The 13,224-nt window shown below is 65.7% G+C and carries 11 protein-coding genes and 1 pseudogene; 3 read left to right on the top strand and 9 right to left on the bottom strand.

Annotated features, from left to right (window positions below):
• Nucleotides 1-4 precede the first annotated feature (4 nt).
• On the top strand, nucleotides 5-826 hold the full coding sequence (locus FHS74_RS20950; protein ID WP_184804616.1) for a crotonase/enoyl-CoA hydratase family protein: 822 nt from the start codon (nucleotides 5-7) through the stop codon (nucleotides 824-826).
• Nucleotides 827-834: 8 nt separating this feature from the next.
• Here FHS74_RS20950 and FHS74_RS20945 read toward each other — a convergent pair whose 3' ends face one another.
• Together FHS74_RS20945 and FHS74_RS20940 are read right to left on the bottom strand one after the other, a co-directional pair.
• Nucleotides 835-1,989 carry an alanine racemase gene (locus FHS74_RS20945; RefSeq protein ID WP_343066981.1) on the bottom strand — a complete coding sequence of 385 codons (1,155 nt, stop codon included), beginning with the start codon at nucleotides 1,987-1,989 and terminating at the stop codon, nucleotides 835-837.
• A gap of 214 nt (nucleotides 1,990-2,203) precedes the next feature.
• Nucleotides 2,204-3,751 (bottom strand): hotdog family protein, encoded by a 1,548-nt coding sequence (locus tag FHS74_RS20940; RefSeq protein ID WP_184804614.1) that lies wholly within the window; start codon nucleotides 3,749-3,751, stop codon nucleotides 2,204-2,206.
• 430 nt (nucleotides 3,752-4,181) lie between these two features.
• Here FHS74_RS20940 and FHS74_RS20935 point away from each other — a divergent pair, with 430 nt between their 5' ends.
• Together FHS74_RS20935 and FHS74_RS20930 are read left to right on the top strand one after the other, a co-directional pair.
• A complete protein-coding gene (locus tag FHS74_RS20935; protein WP_184804611.1) occupies nucleotides 4,182-4,469 on the top strand; it encodes a type II toxin-antitoxin system prevent-host-death family antitoxin in 288 nt (95 codons plus the stop codon).
• Entirely contained in the window at nucleotides 4,453-4,752 is a 300-nt protein-coding gene (locus FHS74_RS20930; protein WP_211106455.1) for a type II toxin-antitoxin system RelE/ParE family toxin, read from the top strand. The genes FHS74_RS20935 and FHS74_RS20930 overlap by 17 nt, the downstream gene beginning before the upstream one ends.
• Before the next feature lie 9 nt (nucleotides 4,753-4,761).
• On the opposite strand, the gene FHS74_RS20925 is transcribed toward FHS74_RS20930, so the two are convergent.
• From FHS74_RS20925 to FHS74_RS20895, 7 genes and pseudogenes are all read right to left on the bottom strand, one after another.
• Entirely contained in the window at nucleotides 4,762-5,472 is a 711-nt protein-coding gene (locus FHS74_RS20925; protein WP_184804605.1) for a glycosyltransferase family 32 protein, read from the bottom strand.
• 4 nt (nucleotides 5,473-5,476) lie between these two features.
• Nucleotides 5,477-6,271 carry a glycosyltransferase family 2 protein gene (locus tag FHS74_RS20920; protein WP_184804602.1) on the bottom strand — a complete coding sequence of 265 codons (795 nt, stop codon included), beginning with the start codon at nucleotides 6,269-6,271 and terminating at the stop codon, nucleotides 5,477-5,479.
• Between the two features lie 19 nt (nucleotides 6,272-6,290).
• Nucleotides 6,291-8,411 (bottom strand): tetratricopeptide repeat protein, encoded by a 2,121-nt coding sequence (locus FHS74_RS20915; protein ID WP_184804599.1) that lies wholly within the window; start codon nucleotides 8,409-8,411, stop codon nucleotides 6,291-6,293.
• 109 nt (nucleotides 8,412-8,520) lie between these two features.
• Nucleotides 8,521-9,117 carry a hypothetical protein gene (locus tag FHS74_RS20910; protein ID WP_184804597.1) on the bottom strand — a complete coding sequence of 199 codons (597 nt, stop codon included), beginning with the start codon at nucleotides 9,115-9,117 and terminating at the stop codon, nucleotides 8,521-8,523.
• Nucleotides 9,118-9,205: 88 nt separating this feature from the next.
• Nucleotides 9,206-10,951, bottom strand: coding sequence for an O-linked N-acetylglucosamine transferase, SPINDLY family protein (locus FHS74_RS20905; protein ID WP_246463270.1), 1,746 nt, complete (start codon nucleotides 10,949-10,951; stop codon nucleotides 9,206-9,208).
• 204 nt (nucleotides 10,952-11,155) lie between these two features.
• On the bottom strand, nucleotides 11,156-11,704 hold the full coding sequence (locus FHS74_RS20900) for a hypothetical protein (RefSeq protein ID WP_184804591.1): 549 nt from the start codon (nucleotides 11,702-11,704) through the stop codon (nucleotides 11,156-11,158).
• 188 nt (nucleotides 11,705-11,892) lie between these two features.
• Nucleotides 11,893-13,224 (bottom strand): annotated as a pseudogene (locus FHS74_RS20895) (beta strand repeat-containing protein); the annotation flags it as partial.

Below are 13,224 nucleotides of genomic sequence, written 5' to 3'. Positions count from 1 at the left end.
AACCATGGCCAACAATGATGCGGCGGCACCCCAAAGGGTCGCCCTGGACATTCAGGGCGCCATCGCCCATGTCCGCCTGACCCGGCCGGAAAAGCTGAATGCCCTGGACCTGACAACCTTGCGCCAGTTGGTGGACACCGCCGCCGCCATCCGGCACCAGCCCCAGATCCGCGCCGTCATCCTAAGTGGTGACGGGGCCGCCTTCAGCGCCGGGCTGGATTTCGGCGCCGTGACCAAGCGGCCGTGGGCGGTGGTGCGGGCCTTCCTGACCTTCGGCCGGGCCACCAACCTGTTCCAGCGCGCCTGCTGGTGCTGGCGCGACCTGCCGGTGCCGGTCGTCGCCGCGCTGCACGGCCGCTGTTACGGCGGCGCCCTGCAACTGGCCCTGGCCGCCGACTTCCGTATCACCACGCCCGACTGCGAGCTGTCGGTGATGGAAAGCAAATGGGGCCTGATCCCGGACATGAGCGGCAGCGTGTCCTTGCGCGAACTGGTGCCCATCGACGTGGCCAAGCGCCTGGCCATGACCGCGCAGATCATCAACGGGACGGAGGCCAAGACCCTGAACCTGGTCACCGAGGTGGCGGACGACCCGATGGTCGCGGCGCGAGCGCTGGCGGCTGATCTGGCAACCCGGTCACCGGACGTGACGGCGGGGGTGAAGGCCCTGTTCCAGCGGGCCTGGACCGCCAGCGCCCGGGGCGCCTTCGCGGCGGAGCGTGGCATCCAGCTTCGCCTGCTGCTTGGGCCCAACTGGCGCATCGCCTTGCGCGCCGGGCTGGAAAAGCGGCCACCGCACTATCGCGACCGTCGTTTCCGGCGGTAAAGCGGCCCTCACCAGCCGTTGAAGCGGTCCCAACGCTGGATCGCGCCACCATCCTTGGGCAGGACAGTGTAGGCGTCGAACTGGGCACCGGTGGCGCACGCGTGGTTGGGCAGGATGCGCAGCTGGGTCCCGATGGGAAAGCGCCGGGCCAGATCCACCCCGGCCCCGCCCGTCCAATGCAGCACGCCATGTTCCTGGTTGGCGTCGCGGAAGGCCAGGTCCGGGATGGGCGAGCCATCGATGGCGGCGACCAGGCCATAGCCGTGGTCCTTGGCCTGACGCTGGGTGCCCCGATCACGGCTCATGGCCATCCAGCCGCCGTCGGTGATGATCCAGCCCGTATCGGCGCGGTGGCCGATCACGGTGCACAGCACGGACAAGGCGATATCGTCCAGGGCGCAGACCCCGACCCCGGCCATGACCAGATCGAAGAAGACATAAACGCCGGCCCGCACCTCCGTCACCCCCTCCAGGTGGCGGGCGCTGAGCGCCGTGGGCGTGGACCCGACGCTGACCACCGGGCAGGCATGGCCGCCCGCCCGCAACCGCTCCGCCGCGTGCACACAGCCCGCGCGCTCCTGCTCCGCCATCGCCGCCAGGGCGTCGGGCGTGTTCAGGCCATAGGAACTGCCGGCATGGGTCATGACGCCGCCAAGGCGGGCGCCGCCTTGGCCATCCACGACCAGCACCGCCGCCACCTCCAGCAGCAGCGGGTCGTCCGGCCGGATGCCGGAGCGATGGCCGTCGGTGTCGACCTCGATCAGCACCTGGTGCGTGTGCCGGTTATCCCGCCCATGGCGCGACAACCGTTCGGCCGTCGCCACCGATTCCACCACCAGGGTCAGGCGCATGCCGGCCTTGGCCAGGCGCAGGGCGTGGTCGAACTTGGGCGGCGCGATGGCCACCGCGTAGAGGATGTCGCCGTAGCCGGCGGCGAAGAAGCGCTCCGCCTCCTTCAAGGTGGAGACGGTCAGCCCCCGGGCGCCGGCCGCCACCTGGCGCCGCACCACCTCCAGGCACTTGGCGGTCTTCACATGGGGGCGGAAGCGGACACCCAGCGCCCCCATGCGCGCCTGCATGCGGGCGATGTTGGCATCCATCCGCCCTTCATCCAGCAGCAACAGCGGGGTCTCCAGATCGGGAGGCAACGGGGAATGGGTCACCTGGGCGCTCCAGCCAGCATCAGCAAGGGGACCGAAGATAGCGCGCGGCTGGCATGACCCGCATCCAAAAGAAAGCCCGGTTCGATCAGGGGAGCGAACCGGGCGCGCAAGGCGGGTAGGAAGGAGGATGAAACCCGCGCCTGCCAGAACAGACGCGGGGGCTCCCAGAAACCCACCGACGGCGACCGGGTTCCTGGGTTTTTGATAGCGCCTTTTAGGCACCCGCCTTGGACGGCAGGACGACGCTGGCCATGCCTTCCTCGAAGACGTGGCCGTCGATGGTTTCGATCCACCACACCAGATCGGCCATGTGCTTGGTATCGCGCACATACTTGGCGGTGACGTAGGACTTCACGATGGCCACGTCCTGGGTCAGCCCATGGGTGTTGACGTACTTGCCCTTCAGGAAAGGCACCCGGTCCAGCCAATGCTCGGCGTCGGGATTATGCGGCACGGGGTAGCCATGGTCGGCCATGGTGCGCGCATCCATGATGGACCAGCGGAGGGTTTCCAGCCAACCGCGGTCGCCCATCCAGTTGGTGATCTGGCGGATGGCGAAATCACGCCCCATGAAGTTCACCAGGGGGGAGCGCTTGGCCCCGTCCTTGTGGATGTCGGTGGTGTCGATCGCCCCGGCTGGCGCTGGCCCTTCCCCCGCCGCCATTTCGGGCAGGGCCGGGATCTCGTCCTTCGGGTTGGGCAGGCGATAGATGCCGTCCTTGGCGCCGCGCACCAGGGTCTTGGCCACTGCCGGGTCCAGCATCTCCGCCTTCAGGGTGCGGGAGCCACCAGCCCCCATGCCCCAGGGTTTGATCGGCATGACGGAGGCCTCGATGGGCCCGTCCAGGGTCCAGGCCGGCTGGTCGCCCACCTTGACGTCTTCCCAATACAGCGGTTCCGCCCCCCGGCGCTTCTCCTTGGACCAGATGTCCTTGATCTTCACCCAGTCCTGGTCACTGTAGACATGGGCCGGGCGCGACAGCCAATCGGGCGCCACCCAGATGTCGCCGAAGCCGGGGTTGGCCGGCGCCTTGGACGGGTCCTTGTAGACGCGGATGTTTTCCGTCACCCGGAAGATGACGTCGTTCACCTTCTCGCCGCGCTGGTTATAGACGCTGCCCTTGGTCTGGATGGCGATGCTGCGGTAGGTCGACCCGGTCGGCGGGGTCAGATCCGTCACTGTGCGTTCGTTCGCCACCAGGTACAGGTCGTCACCCGGGTAGATCGGCTTGTAGGTGGTGACGCTGTGGCTGAGTTCGCTGACCAGCAGCTTGTCCCGCCCCTGCACCGGCCACGGCACCATGTAGATGTCATCGTTGGTGGCGAAGGTGGGATAGGCCAGGATGTCCTGGAAGCCGATCTTGCGCGCGTACTGCGCATCACTGCGGATGGGATCCTTGGGGTCGTACTTGTCGTTGTCGTAGCGCACCCAGGCCTCGGTCGCGTGCACCACCGGGCCCACGCCGGGCGTGTCTTTGGGCAGGGTGCCGTGGACCAGGGCCTGCACGTCGATGGGACCGCGATCCTTGAGCGCCTGGTTGTCCGCCAGGTACTTGGCCACCACCTCCTTTTCCTTGGCGCTGTAGATGCCGGGGTAGAGTACCTGGAAATCCGCGTCATCCCGGTGCATCAAGCTCGCGGCCGGCGCTGTCTTTTGCGCCGCGAACGCCATTGGTTCGGACGTCAGAACCAGGGGCAAGCCGATGGCGGCGGCCAGCAGGCCGGCCTTCAGGGTCCTGGAGATAAGGCTGTGTCTCATCATCGCGTGCGTTTTCCGTTTCCCTAGCGTGCGCCCGCCTTCGGTCCCCATGGTACCGGCGGGCATTGTCGTTGAGGTGGGGGCATGGCACCCCCTTTGCCGCCCGCGTCATGGGCAGCCTGATGATCGGGCGGGGACCAGGCCGCCACCGTCAAAATCACCGTGCGAGAAGGAGGATCGCGGGCTTTGGAAGAACCCGTGACCTCAGCGCCCGTCGTTCCGACTTCTTCTGTCCGAAGTCGCGGGTGCATGGGACCATAGGGGCCGGCGCCCTGTCAAAATCATGTACCGGATAGGTCCAATTGCGCCGCCGAATGGTTTTTTCTTTGCAAGAGTGCGCCATCATGGACGGCCACGTTCCGCACGTGAGGGCTTGGGTCAACGCGACATTGAGAGTACCTTATAAGGTAAGGTGCTGAGAAGGAGCCTGCCTGTGGACATCACAAAAGACATTCAGCCGATGACAACATTCCGTAATCACTCGGCTGAGTTCATGCAGCACATTAAAGAAACCAAGCGGCCCATGATCCTGACGGTGAATGGGCGCGCGGCGGCCGTAATACAGGATGCCGAAGCCTATCAGCACCTGCTGGATCTTGCCGCGCAGGCCAGTGCCGAAGAGGGAATCAGGCAAGGCCTCGCTGAATTGTCGAATGGTCAAGCGCGCCCGGCCCGTGACATATTCAGCGAGCTGCGCGAAGAATATGGAATACCGGGTTGATATCGCCCCCCGCGCACAGCGGGATCTTCGGCGCCTCTATAAAACCATAAACGCCGCCAATTCAACGCTGGCGCAGCTATGGTTCAGTGGTCTTGAAAGCGCGATCCTGAGCCTTGAAGAATTGCCGACGCGCTGCCCAGCCATTCCGGAGAATCCCGACTTGCGCCATCTTCTCTATGGCCGCAGGCCTGACGTTTACCGGATCATCTACGCAGCCGATCATCATTCCCGTGTGGTCACGGTGCTGCACATCCGCCATGGCGCACAGGAACCGTTGGTCTGATCGCGCCCTTCAGCGATACGACGCGAAGCTGGGCTCGATGGGCAACAGCAGCAGCTGGTGGCGGTGCTCATAGGTCAAGGGGTGGAAGATTTCCCCCAACAGTTCGGCCCAGCGCAGGGGATAGGGCGAAGGCGTGCCGTCGGGCAGCAGGATGCCGGTCTGGTCCAGGGGATGGATGGCCGGGTGATGCTGCAATTCCGGCAGCTTGGCATCCAACAGCGCCTCGGTCCGCGCCAGCCAGGCCGCGGTCAGGGGGGTGCCCCGCTTGAAGATGAAGGCGCACAGGCCGATCAGCTCGTGATGGGAGCGGCGCAACAGGTCACCGAAATCACCGGTGATGTGCGGGATGCCGTGGGCCAGTTCCTGATAGCCCAGGGCCAGCTTGTCGGAACCGGCGATTTGGTCGAAGAAGGGCCCCCACTTTTTCGACGTGCTTTTGATGTCGGTATAGCCGCCGCCGTAATGGTGCATCAGATAGCAGCGCAGATAGTCCGCCTTGTGGGTGGAACTGAGATACGGCCAGGCGGGATGCAGGGGAAAGCCCGGCTTCACCCAGTCGGCCACGGTGTCCCGGGTGATGAAGGCGACGGCGCAGCCGGTATTGCGGAATATGGTCCACAGCGCCCGCATACGGGCATCCGACATGATCTCCGGCCCGGTCCACAGGCAGAAGACGATGCGGCCGGCCACGGCGTCGAACTCGGGTGTCTGCGGCGTCATCGGCTCACACCATGCCCTGGGTGGCCGGAACGCCCAGACGGCTCATCAGCGCCACCCGCTTCGCCGCGGTGTCCGGCGTGGGCGCCGGTTGGCGGCGGTAAACATATAGATAATCAAGCACGACGTTATAGTCGTTGGCCTGGCGGCTGTCGCCCCGGCGGTCCGTCGTCGCGTCCTTCACCTCGAAGATACGGGAGCCCAGGACCGGCACATGCACAGGCCGTTGCCGGCCAATGACGGCCAACATGAAATCCCAATCCTCATAGGCGCGCATGAACTCATCGAACACCAGGCCAGTCAGCAGCGTGCGCGGGAAGGCGCAGCACGACATGTGCACCTGGTTCTTGACGAAGATGTCGTCCGTCAGCACGCCCGCCAGATCCAGCATGCCTTCTTCCAAGATCTGCGGCCCTTCCGGGCCCCGACGCTCCGTCACCACGGAGGCATTGGCATAGACCGGCAGGCCCTGCTGCACCGCCGGCTGGGCCAGCAGGCCCGGGATGAAACCGGCATGCCAGGCGTCGTCATCATCCAGGAACAGGACATAGCGCCCGCGGGCCAGGCCCAGGCCCAGATTGCGGCTGGCCGACGGGCCGGGCGGGCCGTTGCGGCGAATGTAGATGTCATCGGCGGACAGCAACTCGGCACAGGCGCGGTCCGTATCGCCATCCGTGGCGTCGGAGACGACGATGACCTCCACCGCCGCCTGCTGCTGTTTGACGGACACCAGGGCGCGACGCAGCAAATGGGCGCGCTTGTGCGTGGGAATGATGACGGTGACGGCGGGCTGACGGGACATGGCGGCCTGCGATCCTTCGTCAGCGCTTGGCCGAACGCCGGCCGGGGGCCGGCTTCCCGCCCCCCTGCCCCTGCACCATCCGCGCCAGCTCGGCCGAGGCGGCCGCCACCACCGGCGCCCAATCGCCCGCCGTCGGCTGGCGGAACTGCGTCAGGGTCGGGTACCAGGGGCTGGTCGTCCTTCCCGCCTCCAGCCAGCGCCAGCAGCTGTCGAAACGGTTGAGCAGCCATACCGGCCGGCCCAGCGCGCCGGCGAGATGCGCCACGGCGGAATCGACGCTGATCACCAGATCCAAGCCCTGCACCAGGGCCGCCGTGGTGCCCATGTCCGCGAACTCGGCCGTCCAGTCCACCAGGCCCAGGGCCGCCCCATCCCCCCCCTTCTGCAGGGAAAAGAAGGTCGCCCCGGCCTGAGCCAACAGCGGCGCCAGCTGGTCCGGCGCCACGGAGCGGCTACCATTTCGGGGATGGGTGGGATTGCCGGCCCAGCACAGGCCCACCCGCAGGCCGCCATGGGACGCCAGGCGCCGGGCATACTCCGCCGCCTCGTCCGCCGGGGCGGCAAGGTAGGGCACCTCGGCCGGGATGGTCTCCAGCGTGGTGCGGAAGGCGCCCATCAGGTTGTGCAGGGGCAAGCGCACATCGAAGCCGCTGGCCAGCTCACCGACGGCGACCGCCTCGTCCACCTCCGGCATGCCGGCGATGAGACGCCGCAGTTCCGGCTGGCATTCGACGATGACACGGGCGCCCAGCGCCTTCAGCGGCCGGGCGTAGCGCACGAACTGCACCGTGTCACCCAGGCCGCTGTCGGCCGACAGGACGATGGTCCGCCCGGTTTGCGGCACACCCTGGCCCGCCTCGTCCACGAACAAGCCGATCTGGCTGTCCGGGATGCGGCCGTGCCAAATCCAGGCGATACCCTCGGCCCCGCGCTTGAAATCGCCCTTCCTCAGATGCTGGCGACCGGAATAGATGTGCGCCTCGACGTGGGACGGGTTGATCGCAAGCGCCTTTTCCAGGTGGCGCAAGGCGTCGTCGGTGCGGCCCAGATGCTCATAGTATTTGCCGATGCGACAGTAGACATCGTCCAGGTTGTTGAGCATCGCGCCATTTTCCAGCAGCAGCGCCACGGCGTCCTCATACGCCTCTAGCGCGTCATAGGCCTGCAGCAGGGCGCTGATCACCCGGGGGTCGGTGGGCGCGGCCGCCAGGGCACGGCGCAACACCTGCCCCCCTTCCTCCGCCCGTTGGTTGGCGACCAGCTGGTTGCCCAGGTTTATCAGCGCGTCGACATAATTGGGGTTGACCTCCAACGCCCGGCGCAGCAAAGGCTCGGCCTCATCGAACGGGGCGATCAGGGCCAAATTGTTCATGACCGCCAGGTTTTCCGGCTCGGCCACCAGGATGGTCTTGTAGGCGGCATAGGCCTCCGCCATCCGGCCCTGCTGGTGCAGCCCGATGGCCTCGGCGAACTTGGCGTCGATGTCATGGCGGCGGGCCACCTGGGCGAAGCGGGCGGCGCCATTGTCCGTGGCGGCGGCCAGGCCCCAGCCCTTGTCGCGCTTGCGCAACACGAACTCGATGGCGGATTCCGACGTGCCCTTCAGGGTCTGGTCGCGCAGCGGCTGATCATACTGAAAACCGGAATCCAGTTTTTCCAGCTTCAGGATCTCGACCTCATCCTTGAACAAATCCACCAGTTGCACGACGCTGATCGACTTGGGCGACCAGCTCTGCGGCTTCAGGATGGTGAACGTCCATTTGTGGTCCTGGTTGAACAGGGACGGCCACACGCCCTGTTCATAGAGATCCTCATCCGGGATGGTGATGATCAGGTGCCCACCCGGCTTGCAGATACGGATCCAATTGGCCAGCGCCCGCACGGGATCGACCAGATGCTCCAGGCAATGGCTTGAATGGACGAAGTCGTAACTGTTGTCCGCCACCCCCTCCATCAGCATGGCGTCGCCATCCGGCAGGTCCCAAGGCCTGGTGGATGTCATCAGGGGGAAGTAGTCCTTGAGCTTGCCCAGGGGGTCCGGGCCACAACCGATGTCTATCCCCTCCCCCACGATCCAGCGGCGCGCGAAGCGCCCGTCCGAGGCGCGGCGCAGCATCTGCTTGGTCGTTTCATCCGCCATCACACTACTCCGCCTGCGGGGCGTCCCTGGGACGCGTGGAGGTTAAAAGACAGGTTGGGGGGCCTTACCGGCCCCGTGCGTCGATAGGGCCCGGCCCACCCGATGCGGATCACCGGGGCTTGAGGACCAGATAGCCTTCGTCGCCGTAGTCACGGGCGATGGTGTGCGTATGCCGGAACAGACGGAAGGCGAAATCGACGTTGCGATCATAGAACGCCAGGGTTTGGGCATGGTCGGGCATGGGACCGCCAGCGAAGGGCCCATCCTCGTAAATCCGCAAATCGTCCACCAGGATGACGTCGCGGCTGCGGGAACGCAGGTCGCGGATCAGCCGCATTTCACGCGCCAGCGGGATGCGCATGTTGAGGTCGGCCGGGTCAGCATTGCCCCCCGGTTGAGGCTCACCCCCGGAAAAATGCGCATCCAGCCAGTAGAGCACCGGCACCTCCGCCGGGATCAGCGGCAGGACTGTCTTCAGCACGTCCTCGCTGGTCGCGGTCAGGATCTGGGCCTGGGGCACATCCGCCAGGCGCTGACGCGCACGGTCGGCGATCTCCGGTGAGACTTCGGATGAGAACAGCCGTTCGAACCCCAGTGACGCGGCGTGCAGCAGGTTGTCACCAGCCCCGGTGCCGGTCTCGATGTAGACCCGGCAGTGGTGGCTGTCCAACAAACTTCTCAGGTCGAAATGATGCAGTTTTCCCATGCGCCCCACCGATATTGGCGGCAAGGACCGGCACCGCCGGACACCCACCTGTTCATGCGCCCCACGACACGCGAGGCCATGCCAGCCCTCAACCCGCCTGGGCGGGCCTGACCCGGATGGACAGCAGCCGTTCCTCCAGGTCGTGGACGAAGCGGTCCGTGTCGCCCAGGGTCCGACGCCACGCTTCGCCCGCCGCCAACGTGTCACGGAAGGCCTTGTACGCTTCCGCGTCACGGCCCAGCTTCACCGCCAGGGCGACATAGTCGTCGATGCTTTCGGTGATGCCCCCAGCCAGACCCACGGTGCGCAGCAGGCTGCCCGCCATGCGCGACGCGAAGGTCTTGCCGGACAGGGTGACCAGCGGCAGCCCCATGCGCAGGGCGTCGCTGGCCGTGGTGCCGGAATTGTAGGGGTAGGTGTCCAGGAACAGGTCGGCCAACGGCAGGCGGGCCAGGTATTGCGCCGGACTGGCGGGACCGGCGAAAATCAGCCGGTCAGGCGTGATGCCCCGCGCCGCCGCCCTGGCCAGCATGTTCTGCCGGGCCCAGGGCGTGCGCGCCAGCAGCCACAGCACCGAATTCTCCGTCTCCCCCAGGATGCGCATCCATGCCTCGAAGATCTCTTCGGTGATCTTGTAGGTGTTGGAGAAGCAGGTGTAGACGAACTTGTCCCCGGGCAGGCCGACGCTTTCCCGCGATGGCGACGGGTCAACCGGCGCCTTGCTGTCGTTCGACTGATAGCAGACCGGCATGTACAGCGGTTTGGGATGGAAATCGCCGGCCAGTTCGGGGGGCACGACGAAATCATCGACGATGGCGTAGTCCAGTTCCGGAATGGGCAGGGAGCCGACAAAGCCCAGATAGGTGATCTGAACCGGCGCCGGCTTGCGTCGAATGATGCCCGGGCGCGACCCATCGGTCAGGCCGTTCAGGTCTACCAGGATATCCAGTTCGTGCTGCCGCATCAGCTCGGCCGCCTGGTCGTCGTTCAATTCGGCGATGCGGAACCGTTGGTCGAAGGCCCCCAGGATGCGATGACGCAGATAGCTGTTGTCGTCCAGGCCCATGTCGTAGCCGTAGACCTCGAACCGCGCGCGGTCATGCTTCTCGATCAGTTCCACCATCAGCATGCTGACGGGGTGCAGGTTGTAGTCCGACGAAAGATAGCCTATGCGCACCTTCTGACGGTCATAGCCCTCCGCCGGCGCCAGGTGCTGGGGCGCGCCGAAACGGCCGGACCAGCGCTCGACCCAGCGGTTCACCACGCCATTCTCATCGAACAGGGACATGAGCGAAAGGCCGCCGGCGCTGGCCACCACCTCGTCCTTGGTCAGGCCGGGGATGGGCTCGAACACGGGCCAGGCGCACATCTTCAGGCGCAGGTGCAGCCAGTGGCTCAGGGCGTCGGACTGGTTGGGCACGGTCAACAGGCTGCGGAACAGTTCCCGCTCCGCCTCGTCGAAGCGGCCCAGCCGCTCCAACAGGCGGCCACGCTGGTTCAGCAGGGTGGTGCGCATGTCATCGGGCTGCACGACCCGGCGCCACGTCTCGAGGGCGTCGTCATTGCGACCCTGATGTTCCGCCATCAGGCCCAGGTTGATGGCGGCGATCAGGAAATCCGACTTCAGCGTCAACGCCGTGTTGTAGGCGGCCTCCGCCTCCGCCACATCGCCGAGATTGGCCAGTTCGACGCCGAGATTGAAGTAGGCCGCATGGCGCAGGGGGACATCGCTCGGCGTCTCATCAAGCCATAGGCGATAGAGGGACGCGGGTGTCATCCAGGGCGCCGGCGCGCGGGCGGCATCGACCAATCCAAGCAGGCCGCCGAAATCCATCTGGCCAATCAGGTATCGGAAAGCCTTTTCCTCCACCCCCGCAGGAATTTTCCAGTCTCTGGCCGCAAGATATTTGACGATGTCGGCGGTCGGGAGCGGTGCCTGATTTGTAGCGGAAGCGGCAGAGGGCACGGTTGATGATCCAGAAGTAAAATATCGTCAGGTATTCTTAATTCCTGAAGATAAAGCCAATATCGCAAGGAATCATAACACGATGTTTATGGAGGAGCGATCCGCAACTTTTTCCTGTTCAGCGGGCGACGACGCCTCGGCCGCCACCGCCGGCGCGGTGCTGGTCACCGGCGTCGCAGGGGTGTCGCCGGACTGGGTATTCGCGGTCTGGGAAACGGCCGTTTGGGTCTGCAGGGCTTTGGCATACGCGGTGCGCCCTTGCAGCTCCCTTGACGGCGACAGCCGAAAGGCCCCTTTCTCAGACTTGTCGTTCTTCGTCGTCACGTTGTCTCCAACCCTGACCGCCGGCCGCTGATACCCCGGCACCGCGGGGGATGCCTGTGCCGCCATACTATACGCGGCGAGACCGGAAAGCATGGTCTGCTGCGTGATCCGGACGGTATCCGTCACCGGACTGCTGGCTTGGCCGCCCCTCGCCGGGTCGACCGCCGCGCCAACACCCGTCTTGCTCAGAGCTCTTTGGAAATCGGAGTCCGTCCGGGTCGCGGGCGTGGCCTTGGAGTAGGTGGGCGTACTTGCCCCCCCTCCTATCGGCCGCGTCGAAACCGGATCGTTACCCATACTCCCAACCCCGCGCTGGCTGGAACGCCGTCCGAACGAGGATGACGCGCACCACCAACCTGTGAATAAGGACCAGAAAAGTACCGGCAATCAAGGAACACTGCGTCCAGCGTCCCTCAATCCCCGATACTTGGTCCATGACGGTACCGGGAAGCCTCTGGCTCCCGGTACCGTATCGTCAGTCCCTATTACCCCGACAGGCCGACCAGCCAGGCGTTGACCTGATCGGTCGAGAACGCGTGGACCTGGGCGGAGGTGAACACGCTGGCCTGTGCCGTCGTCAGGTTCGACAGCTGATCGGTCGTGAACCCGGAGATCTGGGACGTATTCAGCGCCGCCACCTGGCTGGTGGTGAACTCCCGAACATCGTCCGTCGTCAGCGAGCTGATCTGATCCGTCGTCAGTGACTGCACCTGGCTGCTGCTCAGAACCGCGACCTGCCTGCTACTCAGGGCCGACAGGTTGCTCGTCGTCAGGCCAGCCAACTGGCTGGTCGTCAGTGCGGCCACCTGCACGGTGCTGAGCGACTGGACGTCCGTCGTGGTCAACGCCCCCAGCTGGCTGGTGCTGAGCGCCTTCACCTGACTGGTCGACAGGCCAGATACTTGCGTGGTGCCCAGCGAGGAGATCTGGTCCGTCGTCAGCGCCTGCACTTGCGACGTCGTCAGCTTGGAAACCTGCGCGCTGCTGAGAGCGGTCAGATTATCCGTACTGAGGGTGGAGACCTGACTGGTCGTCAGTGCCGACACCTGCGCCGTCGTCAGCGCCCGTACATCCGCCGTGCTCAGAGAGTTGATCTGGTCGGATGTCAGTGCCTGGACCAAGGCACTGGTCAGGCTGGACACTTGGCTGGTGCTGAGAGCGGAGACGGTGCTGGTGCTGAGCGTGGACACCTGCGCCGTCGTCAGCTGACTGATCTGCGCCGCCGTGAACTCACGGATGTCGGAGGAGGTCAGGGCGTTCAACTGGCTGGATGTCAACGCTTGAACCAAGGCGCTGGTCAGGCTGGACACCTGGGCGCTGTTCAGGGCCGACAGGTTGTCGGTGCTGATCCCGGACACCTGGCTCGTCGTCAGCGCCGACACCTGCGCCGTGCCCAACGTCTGAACCGTGGCCGTGGCCAAGGCGTTCAGTTGGTCTGTGGTCAGCGCCTTCACCTGGCTGGTCGTCAGGGTGGTCACCTGCGCCGTCGTCAACGCCGACACCTGATCGGTCGTCAACGCCGACACCTGCGCCGTCGTCAGACCCGCCTCCTGCGCCGTGCTCAGCGCGTTCAGGTTGGTGGTGCTGAGCGCCGACACCTGTGCCGTCGTCAGCTGCGCCACCTGCGTCGCGCTCAGTTCCCGCACATCCGACGTCGTCAGCGCGTTCAGCTGCGTCGTCGTCAGCGCCTGGACCTGCGCGCTCGACAGCTTGGTCACCTGCGCGCTCGACAGCGCGTTCAGGTTGTCCGTGCTCAGACCCGCCACCTGGCTGGTCGTCAGCGCCGACACCTGCGCCGTCGTCAGCGCCCGCACGTC

The organism is Nitrospirillum iridis (assembly GCF_014205765.1).
In the GTDB taxonomy this organism is placed as follows: Bacteria; Pseudomonadota; Alphaproteobacteria; order Azospirillales; family Azospirillaceae; genus Nitrospirillum; species Nitrospirillum iridis.
This window is presented reverse-complemented; position numbering and strand designations above follow the sequence as displayed.

Bases quoted from the DNA above. Each gene is read 5' to 3' on its own strand.
- FHS74_RS20950 (WP_184804616.1), top strand. From the start codon at position 5: ATGGCCAACAATGATGCGGCGGCACCCCAAAGGGTCGCCCTGGACATT.
- FHS74_RS20940 (WP_184804614.1), bottom strand. From the start codon at position 3,751: ATGATGAGACACAGCCTTATCTCCAGGACCCTGAAGGCCGGCCTGCTG.
- FHS74_RS20930 (WP_211106455.1), top strand. From the start codon at position 4,453: ATGGAATACCGGGTTGATATCGCCCCCCGCGCACAGCGGGATCTTCGG.
- FHS74_RS20925 (WP_184804605.1), bottom strand. From the start codon at position 5,472: ATGACGCCGCAGACACCCGAGTTCGACGCCGTGGCCGGCCGCATCGTC.
- FHS74_RS20920 (WP_184804602.1), bottom strand. From the start codon at position 6,271: ATGTCCCGTCAGCCCGCCGTCACCGTCATCATTCCCACGCACAAGCGC.
- FHS74_RS20915 (WP_184804599.1), bottom strand. From the start codon at position 8,411: ATGGCGGATGAAACGACCAAGCAGATGCTGCGCCGCGCCTCGGACGGG.
- FHS74_RS20910 (WP_184804597.1), bottom strand. From the start codon at position 9,117: ATGGGAAAACTGCATCATTTCGACCTGAGAAGTTTGTTGGACAGCCAC.
- FHS74_RS20905 (WP_246463270.1), bottom strand. From the start codon at position 10,951: ATGGATTTCGGCGGCCTGCTTGGATTGGTCGATGCCGCCCGCGCGCCG.
- FHS74_RS20900 (WP_184804591.1), bottom strand. From the start codon at position 11,704: ATGGGTAACGATCCGGTTTCGACGCGGCCGATAGGAGGGGGGGCAAGT.